This is a genomic window from Amycolatopsis sp. FDAARGOS 1241 (assembly GCF_016889705.1).
In the GTDB taxonomy this organism is placed as follows: Bacteria; Actinomycetota; Actinomycetes; order Mycobacteriales; family Pseudonocardiaceae; genus Amycolatopsis.
Genome location: NZ_CP069526.1, coordinates 5,109,525 through 5,131,996, shown reverse-complemented (window position 1 = coordinate 5,131,996; position 22,472 = coordinate 5,109,525). Strand labels below are relative to the sequence as shown.

The 22,472-nt window shown below is 68.5% G+C and carries 19 protein-coding genes and 1 pseudogene; 10 read left to right on the top strand and 10 right to left on the bottom strand.

The features are described from left to right. Nucleotides 1-108: 108 nt before the first annotated feature. On the top strand, nucleotides 109-546 hold the full coding sequence (locus I6J71_RS51060; RefSeq protein ID WP_370541970.1) for a DUF5937 family protein: 438 nt from the start codon (nucleotides 109-111) through the stop codon (nucleotides 544-546). Between the two features lie 3 nt (nucleotides 547-549). On the opposite strand, the gene I6J71_RS25155 is transcribed toward I6J71_RS51060, so the two are convergent. After that, a complete protein-coding gene (locus tag I6J71_RS25155) occupies nucleotides 550-927 on the bottom strand; it encodes a transposase (RefSeq protein WP_370541969.1) in 378 nt (125 codons plus the stop codon). Between the two features lie 128 nt (nucleotides 928-1,055). Here I6J71_RS25155 and I6J71_RS25150 point away from each other — a divergent pair, with 128 nt between their 5' ends. Beyond that, the gene (locus tag I6J71_RS25150) at nucleotides 1,056-2,339 is read left to right on the top strand and encodes an ISL3 family transposase (RefSeq protein WP_204089106.1); all 1,284 of its coding nucleotides are present in this window, start codon (nucleotides 1,056-1,058) and stop codon (nucleotides 2,337-2,339) included. A gap of 13 nt (nucleotides 2,340-2,352) precedes the next feature. On the opposite strand, the pseudogene I6J71_RS25145 reads toward I6J71_RS25150, so the two are convergent. The 5 genes and pseudogenes from I6J71_RS25145 to I6J71_RS25125 form a co-directional block, all read right to left on the bottom strand. Continuing rightward, nucleotides 2,353-2,570: pseudogene (locus I6J71_RS25145) on the bottom strand (transposase); the annotation flags it as partial. A gap of 564 nt (nucleotides 2,571-3,134) precedes the next feature. Continuing rightward, on the bottom strand, nucleotides 3,135-3,878 hold the full coding sequence (gene narI / locus I6J71_RS25140) for a respiratory nitrate reductase subunit gamma (protein WP_204089105.1): 744 nt from the start codon (nucleotides 3,876-3,878) through the stop codon (nucleotides 3,135-3,137). Continuing rightward, complete coding sequence (gene narJ, locus I6J71_RS25135; protein ID WP_204089104.1) at nucleotides 3,875-4,528, bottom strand: nitrate reductase molybdenum cofactor assembly chaperone; 654 nt, start codon at nucleotides 4,526-4,528, stop codon at nucleotides 3,875-3,877. The genes narI and narJ overlap by 4 nt, the downstream gene beginning before the upstream one ends. After that, nucleotides 4,525-6,123: a nitrate reductase subunit beta gene (gene narH, locus I6J71_RS25130; RefSeq protein WP_204089103.1), complete on the bottom strand. Its 1,599-nt coding sequence runs from the start codon at nucleotides 6,121-6,123 to the stop codon at nucleotides 4,525-4,527. Before narH ends, narJ begins: the two co-directional genes overlap by 4 nt. After that, the gene (locus tag I6J71_RS25125; protein WP_204089102.1) at nucleotides 6,123-9,842 is read right to left on the bottom strand and encodes a nitrate reductase subunit alpha; all 3,720 of its coding nucleotides are present in this window, start codon (nucleotides 9,840-9,842) and stop codon (nucleotides 6,123-6,125) included. Before I6J71_RS25125 ends, narH begins: the two co-directional genes overlap by 1 nt. Before the next feature lie 333 nt (nucleotides 9,843-10,175). Between I6J71_RS25125 and I6J71_RS25120 the strand changes: the two genes are divergently transcribed. Further along, nucleotides 10,176-13,385: a BTAD domain-containing putative transcriptional regulator gene (locus I6J71_RS25120; RefSeq protein WP_204089101.1), complete on the top strand. Its 3,210-nt coding sequence runs from the start codon at nucleotides 10,176-10,178 to the stop codon at nucleotides 13,383-13,385. A 480-nt stretch (nucleotides 13,386-13,865) separates the two neighbouring features. On the opposite strand, the gene I6J71_RS25115 is transcribed toward I6J71_RS25120, so the two are convergent. Both I6J71_RS25115 and I6J71_RS25110 read right to left on the bottom strand, forming a co-directional pair. Continuing rightward, entirely contained in the window at nucleotides 13,866-14,966 is a 1,101-nt protein-coding gene (locus tag I6J71_RS25115) for a tellurite resistance/C4-dicarboxylate transporter family protein (protein ID WP_204089100.1), read from the bottom strand. Nucleotides 14,967-15,040: 74 nt separating this feature from the next. Beyond that, the gene (locus I6J71_RS25110) at nucleotides 15,041-15,394 is read right to left on the bottom strand and encodes a DUF488 family protein (RefSeq protein ID WP_204089099.1); all 354 of its coding nucleotides are present in this window, start codon (nucleotides 15,392-15,394) and stop codon (nucleotides 15,041-15,043) included. A 1,699-nt stretch (nucleotides 15,395-17,093) separates the two neighbouring features. On the opposite strand from I6J71_RS25110, the gene I6J71_RS25105 reads away from it, so the two are divergent. From I6J71_RS25105 to I6J71_RS25085, 6 genes are all read left to right on the top strand, one after another. Continuing rightward, a complete protein-coding gene (locus I6J71_RS25105) occupies nucleotides 17,094-18,017 on the top strand; it encodes a ferritin-like domain-containing protein (RefSeq protein WP_204089098.1) in 924 nt (307 codons plus the stop codon). 803 nt (nucleotides 18,018-18,820) lie between these two features. Further along, complete coding sequence (locus I6J71_RS25100; protein ID WP_204089097.1) at nucleotides 18,821-18,970, top strand: hypothetical protein; 150 nt, start codon at nucleotides 18,821-18,823, stop codon at nucleotides 18,968-18,970. Nucleotides 18,971-19,312: 342 nt separating this feature from the next. After that, entirely contained in the window at nucleotides 19,313-19,510 is a 198-nt protein-coding gene (locus I6J71_RS25095; protein ID WP_204089096.1) for a type II toxin-antitoxin system HicB family antitoxin, read from the top strand. Nucleotides 19,511-19,850: 340 nt separating this feature from the next. Further along, nucleotides 19,851-19,985 carry a hypothetical protein gene (locus I6J71_RS49890; RefSeq protein WP_255569964.1) on the top strand — a complete coding sequence of 45 codons (135 nt, stop codon included), beginning with the start codon at nucleotides 19,851-19,853 and terminating at the stop codon, nucleotides 19,983-19,985. 39 nt (nucleotides 19,986-20,024) lie between these two features. Continuing rightward, a complete protein-coding gene (locus tag I6J71_RS25090) occupies nucleotides 20,025-20,396 on the top strand; it encodes a hypothetical protein (RefSeq protein WP_204089095.1) in 372 nt (123 codons plus the stop codon). Nucleotides 20,397-20,507: 111 nt separating this feature from the next. Further along, nucleotides 20,508-20,942: a hypothetical protein gene (locus tag I6J71_RS25085; protein ID WP_204089094.1), complete on the top strand. Its 435-nt coding sequence runs from the start codon at nucleotides 20,508-20,510 to the stop codon at nucleotides 20,940-20,942. Nucleotides 20,943-21,297: 355 nt separating this feature from the next. Here the strand turns inward: I6J71_RS25085 and I6J71_RS25080 are convergent, their stop codons facing one another. Both I6J71_RS25080 and I6J71_RS25075 read right to left on the bottom strand, forming a co-directional pair. Continuing rightward, nucleotides 21,298-21,471, bottom strand: a complete 174-nt coding sequence (locus tag I6J71_RS25080; RefSeq protein ID WP_204089093.1) for a hypothetical protein — start codon at nucleotides 21,469-21,471, stop codon at nucleotides 21,298-21,300. A gap of 90 nt (nucleotides 21,472-21,561) precedes the next feature. Further along, a complete protein-coding gene (locus I6J71_RS25075; RefSeq protein WP_204089092.1) occupies nucleotides 21,562-21,891 on the bottom strand; it encodes a hypothetical protein in 330 nt (109 codons plus the stop codon). Nucleotides 21,892-21,946: 55 nt separating this feature from the next. On the opposite strand from I6J71_RS25075, the gene I6J71_RS25070 reads away from it, so the two are divergent. Then, entirely contained in the window at nucleotides 21,947-22,291 is a 345-nt protein-coding gene (locus tag I6J71_RS25070) for a hypothetical protein (protein ID WP_204089091.1), read from the top strand. Nucleotides 22,292-22,472: the final 181 nt, after the last annotated feature.

Below are 22,472 nucleotides of genomic sequence, written 5' to 3'. Positions count from 1 at the left end.
ACGTTGCACGACCCCGCGGCGCGCGACGATCACGTCGCGTCCTGTGGACGGACTCGTTCCGGCGCGACACCTGGTCCGCGACCCCCGCCATGTTCCGGCACGGCCGCCGTGACCTGCTTCGCAGGGCACGGCCGCCGTGACCTGCTTCGCACCTGCCACCACGACTTCTTCCTCGACGAACGGAGCCGCATCCACCACCGGCTGGAAGGCGAGTGCACGACCGTGCGGGCCCACGTCAGCGCACTGCCCGTCGCCGAAGCGCTCGCGTCGCTCACCACCACCGCGGCCGTCCGCCACGATCCGCTTTCCGTGGTGTTCGACAAGATCCAGTCACTGCGAGCAGACCTGCGGGGCCCACAGTGCCGGCTCGTGCCCTCCGTCCACATGCGACAACGTCTCATCGTGAAGATCGATCCCGGCCGGCTGTGGTCATCCGTAGCGCGTGCAGAAAGAACAACGCTTAAGAGCGTGTCTCATGTGGTGAGTTTCTTGGAGCAGGTGAGGGTGGCGGCGAGGGTGAGGAAGGCGCAGAAGTGGTTGGCGTAGCGGTCATAGCGGATGGCGAGTCGGTGGTAGCCGAAGAGCCAGGCGATGGATCGTTCGATGACCCAGCGGTGTTTGCCGAGTTTCTTGCTGGTCTCGATGCCTGTGCGGGCGATGCGCACGACGATGCCGCGGTCGCGGACCCAGCCCCCGCAGGCCGGCGTGGTCGTAGGCCTTGTCGGCGTGCAGCGTGCCGGGTGTGCGCCGACGGGGGCCACGTCGGGATGTGATCGCGGGAATGGCCATGACCAGCGGTTTGAGGGCGTGGGAGTCGTTGGTGTTGGCGGCGGACACCGCGACCGCCAGGGGCAGGCCGGCCCGGTCGGACAGGACATGGATCTTCGATCCGGACTTGCCGCGGTCGACCGGGTCCGGGCCGGTCATGGGTCCCTTTTTTTGGCTCTTCGTACTGATGTGTGGGTGGGTTTGCCCAGGTGAAAGGGGGGCACGTCGTTGCTGGGTCTAGGTTTCTGAGCTGTCGAGGAACAGAAATTGGATAGACGGAGAACGACGTGCCCTCAACCAGGGTATGGGGTCGGCTGCTGGGGGTGAACACAGCGGTCGTGGAGTCGGTCGAGTTCGATGAGACCGAGCAGGTGCTGGTGGCCGCGGTGCGGGTCCGGCGGCGGGATCGTGACCGGTGTGGAGTGTGCTCGCCGCGCTGCCCGCGCTATGACCCCGGCCGGGGCCGGCGGCGGTGGCGTGCGCTGGACCTGGGAACTGTGCAGGCGTTCGTTGAAGCTGACGCATCCCGGGTGCGGTGTCGTGAGCACGGGGTCGTGGTCAGTGCGGTGCCCTGGGCCCGGCACGGCGCTGGGCATACCCGTGCTTTCGATGACACCGTGGCCTGGCTGGCGACCGCGACGTCGAGGTCCACGGTCGGGCAGCTGATGCGGATCGCCTGGCCGACGGTCGGTTCGATTATCACTCGGGTCCGGGCCGACATCGACGCGAGAGTGGATCGACTGGCCGGGTTGCGCAGAATCGGGCTCGATGAGATCAGTTATAAGAAGAACCACCGATATCTCACCGTTGTCGTCGATCACGACACCGGCCGGCTGGTATGGGCGGCGGCGGGCAATGACAAACCGACATTGACCGCGTTCTTCGAGTTGCTCGGGCCGCGGCGGTGCGCGCGGATCACGCATGTCTCGGCGGACGCGGCCGCCTGGATCGCCCGGACCGTCGAACAATACTGCCCGGACGCGATACGCTGCGCTGATCCGTTCCACGTGGTCAAGTGGGCCACCGACGCCCTGGACCAGGTCCGGCGCCAGACCTGGAACACCGCACGCCGACAACCCGGCGGCAGCCACAAAGACCGGCGTGGCCGCACCGCATCAGCCGGCACCGCTCAAAGCATGAAGCGTGCACGATGGGCGTTGTGGAAGAACCCGGAAAACCTCACCGACCATCAGCGTCACAAATTGGCCTGGATTGCCAAGACCGACCCTCGACTTTATCGCGCCTACCTGCTCAAAGAAGGACTCCGACACGTCTTCGCAGTCGGCGGCCAGGCCGGAATAGAAGCATTACAACGCTGGCTGGCCTGGGCGGCACGCTGCCGGATACCCGAATTCGTCAAGCTCGCCCGCACCGTCCGGTCCGAGCTGTCGGCGATCCACGCGAGTCTGGATCACGGCCTGTCCAACGCGCTGATCGAGTCGACAAACACCAAGATCAGACTGCTGACCCGCCTGGCCTTCGGATTCAAACGCCCGGACGCCCTGATCTCACTCGCCCTCCTCGCCCTCGGCGGCTACCGCCCCGAACTCCCCGACCGCACCCACACATAGATCAACAGAGCCTTTTTTTTGCGCGCACCGATGCTCCGTCCAGGACTGCCCGGGACCAGTCGATCTCGTCTTGACTGCCCAGTTCGTCCAGTACAGCCCGGTGCAGCCGGGCCATAGACCGGCTTGGGTCCATTCGGTGAACCGGCGATGCGCGGTCGGCACCGTGATCCCGAACGACGGTGGCAGCATTCGCCACGCGCACCCGCTGGTCAGCACGTACACCACCGCCGACCGGGACAACGCATCGACCACGACACACGATCATGCACCACCAGCCACAAGATCCATACGAGACACGCTCTTAGCGAGTTGCCACCGGTGGGGGTTGTGTGGGCAGCCTGCTGTTCGACGAGGCCTGTATGGCGCCGCCACCGCGTAACCGGTGTGAAACTCGACCGGGTGCTGCGCGGCCCGGTCGAGTTTCACACCTTCGTCAGCGACACCACCCGCCGTGATCAGATAGCACTGATCACGCGCTTACCCGGATGCGCAGGGCAGCCGCGGTGGCCGTTCAACGCGGCCGAACATCTCGTGCTGTACCGGGGTCCTCCTTCGCCGACTCCTCGGCTGCACACTGGAACTGGCCGCTCAAGTAGCCGGACCGCGCGGGCCTCCCCGGTGCTCGGCGACGATCCCGACGATCACTTCCCCCCCAAGACCGCGGGGAGCGAGACCGATCGGCTGAGTGTTCCCGTCTCGGGATTGATCACTCGGCCACCTCGCGGCTCATCGCCCGTCGTGGCACGCTCGCAAACCCAGTGCTGACCGCAGCGCGCGCATGGGTCTGCGTGTCGATCAATAGGGGACGCCGATGCGCCGCCATCGCCGTCCGCTGGTACCCGGTTCGGTCGGGTGGGCCGGAGTCCGCTTGCGGTAGACGATGAACGGTCGCCACAGGTACCACAGCGGGTAGCTCCAGGCGTGCACGAGCCGGGTGAAGGGCCAAATGGCCAGGACGGCCCAGGCGGCGGTGGCGTGGATTTGGTAGATCAGCGGGGCATGGGCGATCGCGGCCACATCGGGGTTGCCGGCGAACAGGCCGCGGAACCACAGAGCCACGCTCATGCGGTAGTCGTAGCCGCCGCCGAACAGGTTGATGCCCATGGTGGGGATGATGCCGAGCACGATCACGATCGCGAGCAGGATCAGGGCGACCCAGTCGATCGGGCTGGTGGTGGCCCGCACGCGAGGCAGCATCGTTCGACGGTAGGCAAGCATGGCCACACCGATGATCACGCCGAGCGCGGCTATGGTCCCGCCGATCGACGAGAACCACCGGTACCAGTCCTCCGGGATGCCCAGCCAGTGGGTGAACGATTCCGGGATCAGGATGCCGATGACGTGGCCGGCGATGGCGGCGAACGTGGCGTAGTGGAACAGCGGGTTGCCCCACTTGAGTACGAGGCGTTCCTGGAGTTGGGTTGAGCGGCTGGTCCACCCGAACTGGTCGTAGCGCCACCGCCAGATGTGTCCGACGACGAAGGTGACCAGGGCGAGGTAGGGCAGGATCACCCACCACCACAGATCCCATGCGGTCATCGGTGCCCTCCTGTGACGTATTCAGGTGGGGCGAAGGGCTCCAGGCCCACCTGTTCGACGGGTGGTCCGGCGTCGCTGAGGGCGCGCAGTTCGGCCCGGTGCCGTGGCTGGAGTGCCGGCAGGTGAGCGCGGACCACGTCGAGCAGGGCCGCGTAGGGGCTGTCGGTGGCGCTGACCGCCTCGGTGAGCAGTTCCAGTCCGGCCTGGCACTGGATCAGTACCCGCCGGCCGGGTTCGGGGGCGGCCGCGGCGAATTCCAGCATCAGGGGCAGGAAATCGGGCAGTTCGTCCTCGGGCGCGGGGAAGCCGGCCTGGCGGTACGTGTGTTTGAGCGCGAGCAGGGCCATGCCGCGGGCGCGGGTGTCGCCGTGCCGGTAGTAGGTCAGGTACAGGCTGCGGCGGCGGGTGTGATCGAAGGTCACGACGTAGTGCTGCGCGGCTTCAAGGGGTGTACGGCCCGCCAGCCAGCAGGCGAAGCCACCCAGTGAGTCTCGCGCGGCGGCGTCGGTGATCGCCGGAAGCGCGGCCGTCACGTCGGGTAGCAGCGCGAGGACGCGGTTGTCGGGATACTGCAGCAGGATCGAGGTGATCTTGTCGACCAGCGGGGTGTCAGTGGGGCGCGGTGCGGCGCGACGGGTCCGGCGGATCATTGGCCACCGCCTTCGCCGAACAGGTGTGCCGGGCGGCCGGAGCCGTTCCAGCCCAGCAGGTTGAACCGCATCCGGCCGTCGTCGTCGCGGAACTGGCTACCACTGCCGGTGGCGGCGAGCGTGTCCTCGGTGTGGGCGCCGAGGTCGGCGACACCGCCGGGGTAGCCGACGGCGCAGTGCTGCGCTTGGAGGCGGCCGGTGTCCTCCGCGTGCACTTTCGGGATGACGTAGCGTTCGTCGTACTTGGCGATGGCCAGGATCCGATACAGGTCCTCGGCGTCGTCGGCCGTCATGCCGGCGGAAGCCAGCAGGCCTTCGTCGACGGGGTCGCCGACTTGCCGAGCGCGCATGTGGGTGCGCAGGACGGTCAGCCGGCGCAGCGCCCGCTCCACGGGCCGGATGTCGCCGGCGGTGAAGAGGTTGGCCAGATACCCGAGCGGGATGCGAAGGGACTCGATGGCGGCGAAGACGTGATCCGGATCGTCGTCGTGGCCCATGGCGTGCACGGCGTCGGTGATCGGGGACAGCGGCGGGACGTACCAGACCATCGGCATGGTGCGGTATTCCGGATGCAACGGCAAGGCCACCCGGTGCGTGGCGATGAGCGAGTACACCGGTGAGCGTTGGGCCGCTTGCATCCAGTCGTGCGCGATGCCGTCGCGTTCGGCCTGGGCGATCACGACGGGATCGTGGGGATCGAGGAACACCGACAACTGGGCCTCGTACAGGTCCGTGTCCTCCGGTGTGGACGCGGCCGCGAGCACGGCGTCCGCGTCGTAGAGCATCACGCCCAGGTGCCGCAGTCGGCCGACACACGTTTCCGAGCAGATGGTCGGTTGGCCGCCTTCGATGCGCGGGTAGCAGAAGGTGCATTTTTCGGCCTTACCGGTGCGGTGGTTGAAGTACACCTTCTTGTACGGGCAGCCGGACACGCAGAACCGCCAGCCGCGGCAGCGGTCCTCGTCGACCAGCACGATCCCGTCCTCGACCCGCTTGTACATCGCGCCCGACGGGCACGACGCCACGCAACTGGGATTGAGGCAGTGTTCACAGATGCGGGGCAGGTAGAAGTAGAACGCGTGCTCGAACTCCATCCGCACGTGTTCGGACAGCCCCTCGAGATTCGGGTCGGTGGCGGCATAGGTACCCGAGCCCGCGAGGTCGTCGTCCCAGTTCGGCCCGTATTCCGGGGCCATGTCGCGGCCGGTGAGCTGGGATTTGGGCCGAGCACTGGGAAATGAGTCGGACAGCGGCGCGGTCGTGAGATGCTCGTAGTCGAAGGTGAACGGCTCGTAGAAGTCGTCCAGCGAGGGCAGTTCCGGATTGTAGAAAATGGACAGCAGCTTGCGCAGCCGCCCGCCGGCCTTGAGCTTCAGTTTGCCGCGCCGGTTGAGTGTCCAGCCGCCCTTGAAGCGGTTCTGATCCTCATAACGGCGAGGGTAGCCGGCGCCGGGTTTGGTCTCCACATTGTTGAACCAGATGTACTCGGCCCCGGGCCGGTTGGTCCACGTCTGTTTGCAGGTGACCGAGCAGGTGTGGCAGCCGATGCACTTGTCCAGGTTCATCACCATGGCCACCTGTGCCATCACGCGCATCAGAACTCCACCTCCTGCCTCCGGCGACGGATGACGGTGATCTCGTCGCGTTGGTTGCCCGTCGGGCCGATGTAGTTGAAGCCGTAGGTGAACTGGGCGTAGCCGCCGATCAGGTGTGTGGGTTTGATCAGCAGCCTCGTGAGTGAGTTGTCGCCGCCACCGTGCCGGCCGGTGATCTCGGTTTTCGGCACGTTCAGGTGCCGGTCCATGGTGTGGTACATGAAAACTGTGCCTTCCGGCATCCGGTGGGTGACCACCGCACGGCAGGCGACGACGCCGTTGCGGTTGTACGCCTCGATCCAGTCGTTGTCGGCCACCCCGATCTTGTCCGCGTCCTTTGGACTCAGCCAGATCACCGGGCCACCGCGGAACAGGGTGAGCATGTGGAGGTTCTCCTGGTATTCGGAGTGGATCGACCACTTCGAATGCGGGGTCAGGTACCGCACCACGACCTCCTGCCGATCGTTCGACCTGGACGGCGGACCGCAGCTCTGTCCATTCGGCACGCCGAAATGCGCGAGCATGTTCAGCGGAGGCCGGTAGGTCGGCAGCTGCTCGCCGAACTCGGCCATCCATTCGTGGTCGAGGAAGAAGTGCTGACGGCCGGTGAGGGTGTGCCAGGGTTTGTGCCGTTCCACGTTGACGGTGAACGGCGAGTAGCGGCGGCCGCCGGTCTCGCTGCCCGACCATTCCGGTGAGGTGATCACCGCGCGGGGTTGGGTCTGGGTGTCGGCGAAGGTGATGCGGTCCCCGGCCCGTTCAGCGGCCAGGTCCCTCAACTCGACGCCGGTGCGCTGCTCCAGCGCGCGGAAGCCGAGTTCGGCCAGCCGCCCGTTGGTGGTACCGGAAAGGGCGAGGATCGCTTCGCAGAACTGATCGTCTCGCGCGATTGAGGGGCGACCGTCGGCGATGCCACCGCGGACGGTGCCGTTGTGGTGGCGTAGGTAGTCGATTTCCGCGTCGGGTGTCCAGGTGACGCCTTTGGTGGTGGTGCCCGCCGTGTCCAGCAGGGGGCCGATCGCGGCCATCTTGTCCGCCACCGCGCCGTAATCGCGTTCGACCACGATCAGTTTCGGCATGGTCTTGCCTGGGACCGGCTCGCACTCACCGGTCTTCCAGTCGCGGACGACGCCGTACGGCTGAGCCAGCTCGTCGGCGGTGTCGTGGGCCAGTGGCGCGGCGATCACGTCCCGCCGCTTCCCGAGGTGGTGTGCGGCCTGGCGGGACAGTTCGGCGGCGAGGGTGTGGAACAGGTCGAAGTCGGTGCGTGCCTCCCAAGGGGGCGCGATGGCCGGGGTGAACGCGTGTACGAAGGGGTGCATGTCCGTCGAGGACAGGTCGTATTTCTCGTACCAGGTGGCGGCGGGCAGAACCACGTCGGAGAACAAGCAGGTGCTGGTCATCCTGAAGTCCACCGCCACGGAAAGGTCCAGCTTCCCGGCCGGGGCCTGCTCATGCCAGGCCACTTCGGTCGGCCGCAGGGCGGGTGGGGTTTCGGTGGCGGCGACCGCGTCGTCGGTGCCCAGCAGGTGCCGCAGCAGATATTCGTGCCCCTTCATGGACGAGGCGAAGAGGTTGGCGCGCCACACCATGAGCACCCGGGGCCAGTTCGCCGGGTCGTCCGGGTCGTCCGCGGCGAAGGACAACGCGCCGGATTTCAGTTGCCCGACCACGTACTCCGGCACCGCCAGGCCGGCGCGCTCGGCTTCGTCGCACAGCTCCAACGGGTTGCGGTTGAAAGCCGGGTGAGAGGGCATCCAGCCCAGCCGCGCCGCGAGCGAGTTGCAGTCGGGCAGGCTACGCCCGGCCAGCCGGCCCGGCCCCAGCGGGCTGGCCAGCACGTCGGCCCGGAAGGCTTCGTAGCGCCACTGGTCGGTGGCCAGCCAGAAGAGGGGAGTGCCCACCATGTGCCGGGTGGGGCGCTGCCAGTCCAGGCCGAACGCCAGGTGGAACCAGCCGGTGAGGGGCCGTACCTTCTCCTGGCCGACGTAGTGTGCCCAGCCGCCGCCGTTGACGCCCTGGCAGCCGCACAGCTGTAGCAGGGACAGGAACGTCCGGTAGATCTGGTCGGAGTGGAACCAGTGGTTGGTGCCCGCGCCCATCGCGATCATGGACCGGCCGCCGGTGCGTTCGGCGTTGCGGGCGAATTCCCGCGCCACTCTCGTCACCGCGGCGGCCGGCACCGAGGTGATCCCCTGCTGCCACGCGGGTGTGTAGGGCTGCGCGGCGTCGTCGTAGGCGGTCGGCCAGATGCCGGGCACGCCTTCGCGCGCCACGCCGTACTGGGCCATCACCAGGTCGAACACCGTGGTCACCAAGTGCCCGTCGACCCAGAGCGCGGGCACACCCCGGTGCAAGGCCGCACCGCCCTCGTCCGAACCGCTGTCGAAGCGGGGCAGGTCCACGGTGACCGATTCAGCGCCGGCTCGGCCGTGCAGCGTCAGCGCAGGAGCGGCGTCGAGGTTGAGGTTCCAGCGACCGGGTTCGCTGCTCCAGCGAAAGCCGACCGACCCGTTGGGCACGACCGGTTGCCCGGTTGCCTCGTCCAGCAGCACGGTCTTGAACTCCGCGTGCTCACTCTCTTCGCCGAGGTCGGCGGCGGTGAGGAACCTGCCCGGCACGTGTGCGTCTTCGCGTTCGGTCAGGGTGACCAGGAAGGGCAGATCGGTGTAGGTACGGGCGTAGTCGAGAAACCGCGGAACCTGCCGGTCGCGGTAGAACTCGGCCAGGATCACGTGCCCCATGGCCATCGCGAGCGCCCCGTCGGTGCCCGGTGCGGCGGCCAGCCACTCGTCGGCGAACTTGGTGTGGTCGGAGAAGTCCGGGGACACGACCACGACCTTTTGGCCCCGGTAACGGGCCTCGGTCATGAAATGCGCGTCGGGGGTGCGGGTGATCGGCAGGTTCGTGCCCCACACCATCAGGTAGCCGGCGTTCCACCAGTCTCCGGACTCCGGCACGTCGGTCTGGTCGCCGAACACCTGCGGCGAGGCGACCGGCAGGTCGGCGTACCAGTCGTAGAACGACGAGATCGTGCCGCCGATCATCGACAGGTATCGGGTGCCCGCCGCGTACGAGGTCATCGACATCGCGGGAATCGGCGAGAAACCGACGATCCGGTCAGGGCCGTGGCGTTTGATCGTGTGCACCTGGGCTGCGGCGACAAGCTCGGTCACCTCGCGCCAGGTGGACCGCACGAACCCGCCCTTGCCCCGAGCCCGCTTGTACCGGCTCGAGCGAGCGGTATCGGTGACGATCGATTCCCAAGCGTCCACCGGATCGGCGTGCTCGGCCCGCGCCGCTCGCCAGAGCTCCAGCAGCGGCCCCCGGACATACGGGTAACGGATTCGCGTCGGCGAGTAGGTGTACCAGGAGAAGGACGCACCCCGAGGGCAGCCGCGCGGCTCGTACTCGGGCGAGTCGGGTCCGACGGACGGGTAGTCGGTGGCTTGGGTTTCCCAGGTGATGATGCCATCCTTGACGTACACCTTCCACGAGCACGACCCGGTGCAGTTCACGCCGTGCGTCGAGCGGACCTCTCGGTCGTGGCGCCATCGCTCGCGGTAGAACTCCTCCGCGCCCCGGCCGCCGTCCCGGTACAGCATCCGCCGGTCCGCCGACTGTTCGCCCGGGAAGAACCACTGAGCGGACCGCATGAGCCCGTCGACCGCGTCCTGTGTGGACGGTTGGCGCGGATGCGGCGATCCGGCGGAGCACATGGGGCTGGTTCCCTCCGTGGCTTGGGTAGTCGCTTGCCCTCCCGGCACATTTCGGCGCATGGTCACGGGACTCTCCGTGGTCAGGCGACGACGCGCAGGTCGTGCAGCACACCAACCGCAGCCGGCCAACCGGACAGGTCGGTCAGTGCGCCACAACCTGCTTCCACGGCGTGGGGCACGTCGATCCGGGGACTTAAGACCCCGGTTTCGCGTTGCTTGCCGTGGTTACAGTCACAGTGGGAGACGGTGCTTGCAGATTGCCTGCGATCGGCCGCGCAGGGGTGGCACACCCAGCGGCCACCGGAGTCACGACAGACCGGCGGTGTCCTTGAGATGAGCCTGTCACGGCAGCAGCAGACCCAACCGAACAGTCGGCTCGATCCGCCCGGTGAGCGGTCGAGCCCGCAGGTCAGCATCCAGTTGCTGGGCCGGTTCGCCGTCCGGCAGGGCGACCGGGAGCAACCCGACCGGGCGTTCGGCGGACGGCTGGCGCGCCAACTGCTGAGAATGCTGGCCGTGTCCCGGGGCACCCTGGTGTCCAAGGACGCCGCGATCGCCGCGCTGTGGCCCGCCGACCCGCCGGTCGACGCCGGCGGCAACGTCGAGATCCTCATCAGCCGCATCCGCCGAGCCCTGGGTGACCGGTCGCTTATCCAGACCGGTTCCGGCGGCTACACCCTCGTCGGCGACGACCGCTGCCGGGTGGACGTCGAGGCTTTCCTGACCGCCGTGGGCCGCGGCCAGGCCGAGCTGCACCACGACCCGGGCACCGCACTGAGCGCGTTCCGGGCGGCGCTGGCGATGTGGCACGGCGAGCCACTGGCCGAGGACGCCTACGCGGCCTGGGCCGTCGAACACCGCCACCACCTGCTGCGCGCCCACCTCGATGCGCTGGAGGGTGCGGCGGCCGCTGCCCTGGCGGTCGGCGACAGCGTCGCGGCGCTAGCTTGGGCGCAGACGGCCGCCGACGAGCATCCCCTGCGCGAGACTGCGGCGTTGTTGCTGGTCCGAGCCCTGGCGGCCGGGGGCGACCGGGCCGCAGCGCTGGCGAGTTTCGATGCCTTCGGGCGGCGGCTGGGCGACGAACTGGGCATCGACCCCTCCGCGGTCGCGATGCGGCTGCGCCAGCAAGTGCTGTGCGACGAGATCGGCCCCGTTCTCGCGGCCGGGAGCCAGCCGCTGACCATTCCCGGGTTCGCCGCCGACGGCAACCGGCTGGTGTCGAGCACGCCGTTCGTGGGGCGGAACCGGGTGCTGGCGCGCATCGCCGGGCTGCTGGCGGATCGCGAGGTACGGGTGGTGCTGGTCCGTGGCTCGCCGGGCAGCGGGAAATCCCGCCTGCTCCAGGAGCTGGCCGATCACGTCGCCATGCCGGTGGTGGTGGTGCGCGCGGATCGCGATCGCCAAGACGACTCCGGCGCGGTTGCGGCCGACCTGCTCCGGGCCCTGCAGACCCACGAAGCCCCGGCCGAGCCGGGCAAGCACCGGCACTCGATTCCGGCACCGCGCCCCCAGACGCCCTCGGACGGCACCCCGCGGGACACCGACTCACCCACCGCGGAGGGGGCCGTCCTGCGCGCGATTCGGCAGCGAGCCCGCCCTCATTGCCTGATCGCGATCGACGACCTGCAGTGGGCCGACGACAGCAGTCTCATCCTGCTCCGGGTGCTGCGGCAGCGCGTGCCGGGACTACAGGTGATCGCCACCTATCCGGCCACGCGACCGTCCGGCCGTCCGGACCCCGTGGCGGTGCTGGCCGGCGTCGATTCGGGGCTGGCGCGCCGGGTGGACCTCGCTCCGTGGTCCGACACGGACCTGGCCGTGATCGCCGACCCCGTCCTGCGCGGGATCATCGCCGAGTGCACCGACCGCACCCCCGCGACTGTCCTGTGGGTGCTGGACGCGCTGGCAGCGCAGCACTTGATCGAGCGCGATTCGTGCGGCCGGTGGCGGCTGCACGACCAAAGCTCGCGGTCCCGCGTCCGGGCGTTGACCGCCGGGGGAGGGCCGCTGGTGCGCGCTGCGGTGGCGTCGCTGCCCGCGGCGAGCCGGGAAGCGCTGACACTGCTCGCGCTGATCGGGCGGCCCACCCCTCCCAGCGTGCTGGCCACCGCCGCCCGCGAAGACCTGCCCGTCGCTCTCGACGCGCTGACCACGCTGGCCGAGGCCGGCCTGGTGCAGGGGAACCACGACGGCTGGGCGCCGGCCACGAGCACCATCGGCGAGGTCGCTGTCGCCGACCTCGACCCCGCGGGTCGGCTCTGGCGCCACCTCATGCTCGCGGAGGCACTGCGCGAGCTTGGCGCAGACGTCGCCGAAGTCGCCACGCACCTCGCGGCGGGTGGCGATGGTCCCGCGGCGGCCCTGGCGTTCGCCGACGCCGCGCGGGTCCGGCTGAACCGGATCGCCGACGGGGAAGCGCTGAGCTTGACCGAGGCGGGCCTCGGCGCGTCCGCGCCCGGTCAGACCCGGTCCGCGCTGTGGCGCATCCGCGGTGAGGCGCATCGGCGGCAGGGCCGGCTCGGCGATGCTCGCGGCGACCTGGACGCGGCGCTGGCCGAAGCCCCGTCCGAGGCGGACCGCTCCCGCGTTCTGGCTCAGCGGGCCCTCCTGGAGACGCCGTCATTCAGCGCGTTCCTGGGTGCACAGCTGGCCGGGTTGGCGATCGCCGAAGCCGGGGATGACCCCGCGGCCCGTGGTCAGGCCCTGGCCGCGAGGGCGCTGGTCGATCTGTGGCTGGCCCGGCTCGATCGCGCCCGGCAGCGCTTCCGGCAGGCACAGCGCCTTCTGCGGCTGGCGGGCGACCCGGATGGCGCGGCACGGCTGCTGCACTGGCCGGCGATGGCCGCTCTCCTCGCCGGCCGGCTCACCGAGGCCGCGGCCCGGCTGGACGACCTGGCCCAGCTGCCCGCGACCACACCCGAGACGCTGCTGTTGTGGCATCCACGCGCCAGCCATGGGCACACCCTCGTGCTCCTGGGCGACCCCGCCGCAGGCCTGGCCGAAATCGACACGGCGCTGACCTGGTCCCGGGCCGCCAACCTCGCGGAAATGCACAGCTCCTGCCTGTGGCATCGCAGCGAAGCCCTCTCCGCCCTCGGCCGCCATGAGGAGGCCGTGGATGCCGCTCGGGCCGCGCTGGCCATCGCTCGGCGCATCGAGCACACGGCGTGGACCGCCGCTTCGCTGCGCGCGCTGGGGACCGCCTGGCAGACCGCCGGCGACCTGACCCGCGCCGAGGCCGCCTTCCGTGATTCCCTGCACGCCGGCCGGCCCATTCCGCTGTTCGCCGGCTGGGCGCAGGCGCGGTTGGGCCTGGTGCTGGTCGGCCAAGGCCGACTGGGTGAGGCGGAGCCGGTCATCGGTACGGCGCTGCGCCAGGGTGCTCCGCTCGCCCGGCACGAGGCCCGGTGGGCGCAGGCCGAACTGCTACATGCCCGGGGCGCCCCCACCGCCTCCGCCGCGGCCCGGGCGGCACTGGCCGCGGCAGGTGAAGCCGGCTACGAAGCCTTGGTGCCGCGCCTGGCCGCCCTCGCCGGATAGCCTCACCGCGGGCACACCCAAAGGTTGCCCGAACGCAATCGACGGGAACCACCAGAGCGCCAATCGGCGGAAAAGAGGTGGTACCAATGGCCTGGGACGAATCCGCCGGGCCACGCTCGAAGTGCTGCTGACCTTCGAGCGTGTGCGGGCCGCGGCGCTCAAGGGGCCCCATCGAACCTCGTCTACCTGCTGCGTTAGACCCGTGCCGACGGCCGCTGTTCCGGCCGGTAGAAGTCGATGGTGATGCCCTTGTCGTCGACGGACACCGCACACCCCGGTGCCCGCCGCCGCGTACAGCGTCGCCGCAAAGTCGCCGCAAACCTGGCAGGCCCATTCGGTGGCCCGCAAGCCACGAGGTCGAAAAGGCTGACAAGGCAGACCAGCCGGGCAACCTCTCCAACACCGACGAGCGGCTCTGCGGCTCGTCATCACGCGGAGCTATGACTCGCGTGAGCGGTTCCGGCACCCGCTGCGCTGGTGTCACCTGCCGACGTCGGTATCCCGATGCACCTGGCGCGCCTGGTCGTCGCCGATCTGCCCCGGCCGGGCAGCGTGGCCGGACGGCTCGACGGGGCCGGCATCTCCGCGCCTCGCATCGTGGCGGCCCCGCACCGCCTGGTCACCGCGTAGCCAGCGACCGCCCGCGACCAGCATGGCGGCGAAAACAACGGCCCACACCGCCAGAGCCAACCACGCCTCGCCCGCGCCGAACGCGGCCAACCAGCGGATGCCCGTGGCATGGCCCAACTGGTCGCTGGCCACGCCGTACATGCCCACCGGGAAGACCAGGCTCCACAAGGCACTCTCGTATGGCAGCGGTACGCGCCGCACCACGTGTCGCCACACGCCGAGTGCGACCAGCAGCGGGATCAACCAGCTACAGAACGACCACAGCACCAGCGAGATGTCTGCGAGCACACCGCGCGACAATAAAGTCGTGGGCAGGGCGAGCAGCTGGGCAGCGGCCAGGATCGTGATCGCCCCAGCCCCCATGAACACCCAGTACGGCGGAACCAACTCCTGCGCCGCGACCGGCCGGACCAACAATCGGGCCAACCCGAGCCCGGCCAGCAATAGGTACAGCAGCAGCCCGATCGCCCAGCACACCGCCCCCACAGTCGCCAACATGATGTCCGGCCCGAACGGCGCCAGCGAGGCGGCTGCCACGGCGACGGACTGGGTGCCGACGACCCAGATGAACCAGGTGCCGTTGACCTGGTCCAGGCTCGGATGCCGGCGCGGATCGGCGATCAGGCCCAGCGGCACGCCGTAGCCGAGTGTCAACCAGCTTGCTACACCCAGGATCAGCAGCGAAGACGCCGGCCACCACCATCCGCCGAGGGCCAGCCGAGCGGCCAGCACGTTCGACGCGGCCGCAAAGGTGAGAAAAGCGAACCCTCGGGGACTGATCACATCGGCGAGCATCCGGTGGGGCCACCGCAGGAGGCGCCATCCGGACGCGGCGATCAGCCCGAGGTAACCGCCCAACCCGATCACCAGCAGGGCGTCCGAGGCAACCGGCACGCCGTTTTCTTTCAGAGCGGTGGACACGATGCCGGTGGCCATGACGAACGCGAACACGCCCGGGTTGAGAGCTCGGACCACCCGTCCGCATCTCGCCCATCCCAAGCGGGATGCTCGCAGCGTTAGCTCGTTCATGCACTCGGTCCTCGGCCGCCCGCAACAAGTCGGCGGGCTGGAGCACTGACCGGCCGCTCGGTGAGGACGGCCGCCTGGCTGTGCCGGACACTCCAGGTCGCGGTCAACGACGTCAGTTCGCGTTGGCGCGCGAGCAAGCGAAGGTGTTCCGCAGCCTGCCGTCGAGGGCACCCGCGCGGTTCGGCCAGGCATCGGTGGCGGAACTCGCCGAACCGCGCGGTGTCACGCCCGTACCAAGGGCGCAACTCGGTCGACGGTGCTGCCTCGCGCAGCCGTTCGGCCACACGTGCGTCCGGCCGGGCGGGTCGGTCATCAGTTTTGGGACAGATGACGTGCGTGTCCACGGCCATCTCCTTCCTCACGCCCACAGGTGACCTCCTACACCCGCGATTTGTCCGAGGCACCTGGTACAAACTGCTCGCGTGACACCGCACTCCTGCCAAGTGTCCACCGAGCTGAGGCGGCAGTCCACGTGACCGCAGCTCGGCTGCAACCATCGCGTTCTGCCGCGGCGGCACGACTCCGTGCCGCCGCTTGACCTCCCACGCCAGCGGGGCCGGCCCCCCCGACCAACGGGGACCGCACCACCATCACTAGCGACCCCGACGGACATCACCGTCACTGAGCAAACACCGGCCGGCCGCTACAACGTCGTCACCTAATACCAAGGCAGCGTCGTTGTATTGGCCTTCGCCCACCGGGACCCCCGGGCAGGGCTTGCGTCAGGCCCTTCTCGCCGTCGTTGGTGGTCGGGTTCTCGCCGAACGCGACAACCGCGGGAGGCGACCGTCCAAGTGCTCCGCGCCAGGGTTCGGTTTACCGCCTGACCGTCGGTCTGTGACCTGCCAACCGGCGAGCTGCTGATCGTGCCGCCTGCCCAGGATTCGCTCGAAGATTCACAATCCTGCCCACGGTCGGCAAACGCCTACTCCGCGAGTGTCGGCGCGTCCATGGGCCCGCTACACCAGCATCGCCGGCGGCACGCCGGTACTGGTGCACAACAACAACTGGGGTGTGTCCTCGAGATACGAGGATATGAGCAAAGGCAAGTCTGTTCCGAATCGGAAAACCGACATGACCGCCCGAAGTTCGTGGCGAACGTGGCTGGCTCTGGATTTTCCCGAACTGTCAATAAGGGCGGCAAGGCGGTAACTTGCACAGGGAGTGATGGGTACACGTATGTTCTGCGCGACGGGGGCCAAGAGTACGGGAGGTCCGACTCCGACTACCAGCCACCAGGATGGTCTGGATACACCTTGAAGATCGGAATCGGAAGTGTTGAACGATGCCGACCCACTACCACTGGACGTCGTGAGGTGTACGAGATGTTCCGCGATCGTGTCGGTTTTGACTTCGGGCTCGACCGCCGATTCCGGGAGTTTGTGTTCAGTAAACCACTCGGAAGAAGTGCTCTTTTGTGATTGTGGTTTTGCTGCGGCAGGCAGGTCCAGCCCGCTGGGGATCGCGGTCGGGGTCGGTGGAAAGGACGCTTCCACCCTTCCTTGACGTTTTCTCGCAAAGCCCCCTGGTGCACCGATGCCGACTGAAGTGGAAAAGGCGTGTCCACCTCGGGCTGGTGCGCTGAGCGCAGCCGCTCGGCGCGGTCGAACACCTGATCACCTTCGAGCCGCCGCCCGGACATGGTCACCGCCGGCACACCGACGTCTACCTGTGGCGCGCGACTGAGAAGGTCGGCGAACCCTCCGGCACCGAAGAAGCCGGCCGGCTCCATGACGGCTTTCCGTCATGGGAGACCGTTCTGCGCGGGTCGTGACAACGCCATCGCCAGCCTCGAAGCGGTGCTCCGCACCGGCGGCGCTGATGACACGATCGCCCAAGTCAAGGCAGCCGTTGGACACCCCGCGGCGCCGTGCAAAATTCGGAGCCGGTGGGCGGGGTTGTGGCTGCGCCGCGGCGGGGTGAGGCTGGAGGCATGAGCGCACTCGCCGGTGATGCCTCGCCTGCGGGGCTCCGCTGCCGCGGGGCGCTTCCTCGCGGAGGCGCTACTGCCTCTGGTGACCGTCACCATCGAGCAGCACAGGAGTTGGGATGTCCGAGGATCGCTTCATCGACGACGCCATCAAACGCAGCGCCGAAACAGCCGAAGATCGTGACAAGCTCGCCCGCATGGTCGCCCAAGCCACCGAAGCCGGCACGCCGACGGCCACAACAGGACAAGACGGACCGAGCGACGCTTCGATCCTGAACTTTGCACTCAACCTGGAGTACCTGGAGGCCGAATTCTACGTTCGTGGCGCAACTGGTCAGGGACTACCGGATGACCTGGTAGGCGGGACGGGGAAGCCCGGTCAGGTCTCCGGTGGTCGCCAGGTCGAGTTCCGCAGTGCTGTGGTCAAGAATATCGCCCGCGAAATCGCCATGGACGAACGAGCCCACGTTGCGTTCCTCCGCAACGCGCTCGGTGACACGGCCGTCGCGCGCCCGCAGATCTCCCTTGAACACAGCTTTACCGCCGCGGCGACCGCCGCCGAATTGATCAAGCCCGGCGAGATCTTCGATCCCTATGCGAGCGACCGCAACTTCCTCTTCGCTGCCTTCCTCTTCGAAGATGTCGGAGTCACGGCCTTCAAGGGCGCGGCACCGTTCATCTCCAACAAGACGTACCTGGATGCAGCAGCAGGCCTACTGGCCACCGAGGCCTACCACGCCGGGATCGTGCGGGCCACGCTGTTCGCCGAAGGACTCGCGGACGACTCGGTGTTCGATGTCCTGCACAAGATCTCCGCGGTCCGCAACGCGGTCAGCGGCCCCGCTGATGACGATCAGGATCTCGGCACCAAGGACGAAGCCAACTTGGTTCCCACCGACGAGCACGGTCGTGCCTTCGGCAGGAGCGCCGCGGAGATCCTCAACATCGTTTACCTCGATCCGCAAGGAGCCTCCTCCGGCGGCTTCTACCCGGATGGACTCAATGGAGACATCGTGCAGGGCGCGGCACCGACCGCCGGCTAGTTTCCGCCTCCGCCATTCAGCCGTTCCGACTCCAGATCCGCATTCAGCCGGTCACGCTCCTCGTCGGCGGCTGCTGCCCGCCGGAACCAGTGGTCACCGGCCGAGCGTCCGCGACTCGATCCGCACCCGGCTGGAACGGTGTCGGCTCCGACTTTCGCGCGGCGCCACCCAGCCCGCCGGCACGTCCGCGAACAGCTGAGGCAGATCCGGCGCGAACACCCGCACCACCTCACTCCCGTCCGCATCGGCACGCCCCGGCGTGCGCGCGACCAGTGATCCCCTCCGTCACTTCCCCATCCGGCCATCTCACCAACATGCGAGTGTGGCGGGCGAGGAGAGCACCACGGGACATGCCGTCGAGTATCGCACCAGCGAGGCCGAACCAGGTTCACCTTTCTGACTCCAGGATGCCCTCGTCCCTGCCAGAACTGCAACGTCACTGATCTAGCGAGTACCTGGCCGGTCAGCCGGTCGCGCGGCCGTTGCTGCGCGCGGCCCCGGCCCGCTGGGCTCGCTATTCGACCTCGACCACACCGCCTAAGCCGCCGCGGCGAGCGGGGGAGTTCCCGCTTGAGCGGGAATCATGCCGACTAACGTGCGCGGGCAAGGGTGCCACGAGCGGGGTGATCCAGGTGTGCAACTCCGCGGGCTGCACCCGCGCACCGGCGGGGCATCGAGAGCGGCGCGCCGCCGAACCTCACGCGGGCTGTCGTTAGCCTTCGCAGAGGGAGACCTGCGGCCACGAAGGTTGCGTCCTGCCAGCCGGGCACGCAGTCGCGCACAGGACGCGTCGGATGAGGCCGTTGGGCGTCTCAGACAAACACCTGGCCTACCGCGAGCAGCTCGGCGTCGCGCCTGGAGATGAGCTGCCGTCGTCGGTGGGCTCCACGTCGGCCGCCAGTACCACGTCGCGACGCCTCATCCGGGCGAAACCGAGCAAGGTCGAGGTTTGATACGTCGAGCCGAAGCCGTCGCAGCGACGGGAGAAGCCGGCTGTCCGGAAGAAGGTGCTCGCCGACGCGCTGGTGCGGTGCGACTTCTGCGGTAAGCCGTGTGCGAAGGGTGCCAGGAACGAACCGATCGGCACCGACGGCCACCCGATGTGCGCTGGAATCCAGCGCAATCGTGACGCCTACAATGACGGGGCGTACTGGGGCCAGCGGCCGTCGCAGTGGCGCCTGGGGAAGAACCCCGGCAGCTACCGAAGCCGGTACTGACCGCTGACCGTGCGACGCCGGGTGTCGCCATGGGGGCGTGGTCGGCGAGATCCTGCGAGCAATCGAGGAGGCACGGCGGTGAAGCAGTACCACGTCACCGTTACCCACGAAGGCAGATGGTGGCGCAAATGGTGGATGGTGCACGTCCCCGACGTCGACGGGCTCACCCAGGCCCGTCGTCTCAGCGACGCACCTCGCATGGCCCGCGAAGCCATCGCCGCCGCCCTCGACCTCAACCCCGACGACGTCAGTGTCGACATCCACGTCGAGTCGTAAATCAGCTGGTGCGGTCACGACCAGGGGACCGTCTCCGGCGGACGGCTACGTGGCGCGGTGCGTAACGCGGCTGGTGGAGGTGGCGATCTTCCTCCCGAAACGAGGAGATCATGCGTAGAGTCCTTCTGGCCGGTCTTGTTCTGTTGCGTCCCCGTGAGCACCCCGGCGGCGACGGTGTGGTCGTCACCGTTTGCGCCGCCGGACACGTCTGAGTACGTGCCGACCGAGGACGTCATGAAGCCGTTCGGGATTGCCTTGGCCGGCGAGCGGGTGCCGTGGGTGGTGCGGCAGGGATCAGCCGCCGGAGGTGTGGGACTCCGGTGTCCGCGCGGGTGATCAGGTGTACTGGACCGACGGCGGTTCCCGACGGACAAGACAGGGCTACTGGGAGCGCCGCAACGGGGTCAAGTGCGACGCCGCGCTGACCAGCGCCCTCATCGCAGACCTCGCCGACGCGGCCGCACACAACCTCTGACCGGCCAGTCACTCGACCACAACCACGTGAGGAGCCTTCGTGGCGACGACCATCGATCCCGCCGAACTGCCCCAAGAGGAATTGGAAGTGGCGCTGCGGCGCTACGCCCTGAACGCCGGGCGGGGCACGTCGGCAGGCATCAACCTGCTGATCGACGACGGCAGCTGGCTGCGGCTCGACGAGTTCGTCCGGTCGGCCATCGACTACATCCCCGCGCAGAAGCTCGCGGTGATCGACTGGGGCAGAGCGGAGAAATACCTGCCCGACCCGAGGCGCTCTCCCCGTGAAATCGCGATCTTGCGGTTCGCCATCGCCCTCGGCCACGACACGTTCGACCTCCAATCCGTCGGCCCGCAGACCGGCATCCCGCTCATCAAGGCCGTGGCCCGCGCGATCGGGCAGAACGCGTAGTTCGACGCAGCCGGCTTAACGACTGTCTCGCTACCGTCCGCGACGCGGCCGGGGTTGACCTGCAAGTTCTGAACTGACAACCCAGATGAAACCGGAGCAGAGGAGTCGACGATGGAGAAGAAGATGCTCGCGCCGGGCGAGATGGTCGCGGCGCAGTGGCCGCTCGACGGTCCGTACGATCCGGAGCGCTTGGCCTCGGCGATGGAGGCCTGCGCCGAGTTGGTCCGCTGGGCGAATTACGCGACCTTGTCGACCACGTCGGAGGCCCTTCCCTCGGCGCCCGAGGTGTACCCGACGTTGGGTTACCTGTCCTCACTGCCGGCCGGGTTCAAGCAGCTGCTCGGCCAACTCGGCACCTGGGCTGAGGGCCTGGCCGGCGACCCGTCGCTGCGTAGTGACCAAACCCACGACCACGAAGGTGGAGCCGCGGCGGCACAAGACGCGGCCGCCGAGTTGCGGGCTGCGGCCGTGGCCGTGACCACGGTGCGCCGGCACGTGGCCGCTGCGCACTCGATGATCGGACGGCTGTACCACGACGAGGCATGAGGGCCGAGGAGGTGACGGTGACGACCAGCGCCGAATGACACCGGCCTGGTCGTCACGCAGTGGAAGCTGTCACCGAAGCTCAGCGGCGGTGAGCGGTCCGGTACCGGAAGGGACCCTCGGTCGAGCACCCGGGCGCAGTGTTGTGGAGCACCGATCCCGCTGAGGCGGCGCGGTTCTCCACGGTCGACGATGTCGCCGGCCAGCTGGATGGGCTGATCGGCCGAGCGGATATGGCTGGTTGGGACGCGATCACCAGTCGGTAGCCGATCGAGTGGGTTGGGCTCGAGAAGCGCACTGTGGCGGAGGTGCCACGAGCCGGAGCGCAGATCGTCGGCCAGTCGGGCGAGAGCCGGCTTCACGGCAGTGTCGGGCAGTGACGCGACACCGGACAGGCCAGCGCGTACCGCGAGATCGAGGTAGCGCCCGGCCGGCGCCAGTACGCGGCGAGGAAGCCGTCGGTGCAGTCGGAGGGAACGTCGATCGTCCGGGCGGTGATGCATCGGCTGAGGTTGGCCAGTCCGTCGACCACGGTGCCGAGCGTGGCCGGCCCCCGTTCCCGCTCGCCGGGGTGTGCGGGCCCCTGCCAGCGGCGGCCGATTTGTCTGACGCTGAGGGTACTTCAGGGCACGCCTTCGCCGAACCCGGAAAGGTTCCCCCGGATGGGTTGATACCAATCGAGGTGACGACGGCACCAACGGCACAAGCCGCGGCTGCCATGGTGATTGGAGCCAGCCATGCCGGTGGAGAACACCCAAGGTATTTCGACCAGGACGACCCTGACGACCCGGAATACTTCATTGCCCAGCTCGCCCGCGACGGCGAAGCCGCGCCCGCTGAGCCGGCCTCGCCGCCGGGCGTGCCGGACGACGCCGGCATCCCCGCTGACGGCGACCTTCCCTTGGAAGAAGGCCGAATGGACCCCGGACCAGCCCGGCTCGGCCATGATCATGCCTGCCGGCCAGCCACCAGACGGAAACCCGTCTCGGAACTCGGACCGGGGACTGTTGGCGTCGACCGCGACACCGTCGGTCGTGCACGGCGCCTTTGACGATGCCGAGCAGTCCGAACCGTGGTCCATCGCCCGCCTTACCGAGCGGCTTCGCCGGAACCAGCCCGACAACGATCCTCTCTTGCTACGGGTCTTGGCCGCCCGCGTCGCCACTGCCGGTGCGGACAACCTCGACCCGCGCGCCACGATCGCCGACCTCGCCCGAGCCCTGGTTCCCTCGCCGCCGCCATCTTCACTCACGCTTCGAGGACGCGAACGTCGCGGAAACACCGACTGCACCACCGCGATCACCTGCCTCGCCGCCGCCCGCGGCATGGACGACCTCACCGGCTGGTCATGACCGCCCCGCGACGTCGACGCAGTGCCTTTCCCGCGCAGGGGCAAGTCCGTACCTTCGTGCCTTGGGAAACGCTCGTTCGCGAGCCACACGTGGCTGATCGGCGTCTCTTCGCAGGAGAGACCCGTAAAGCATGCTGTGTCCGCGCCAACGCCACGAGGGTCTCGCCTACGCCAGATGTGAA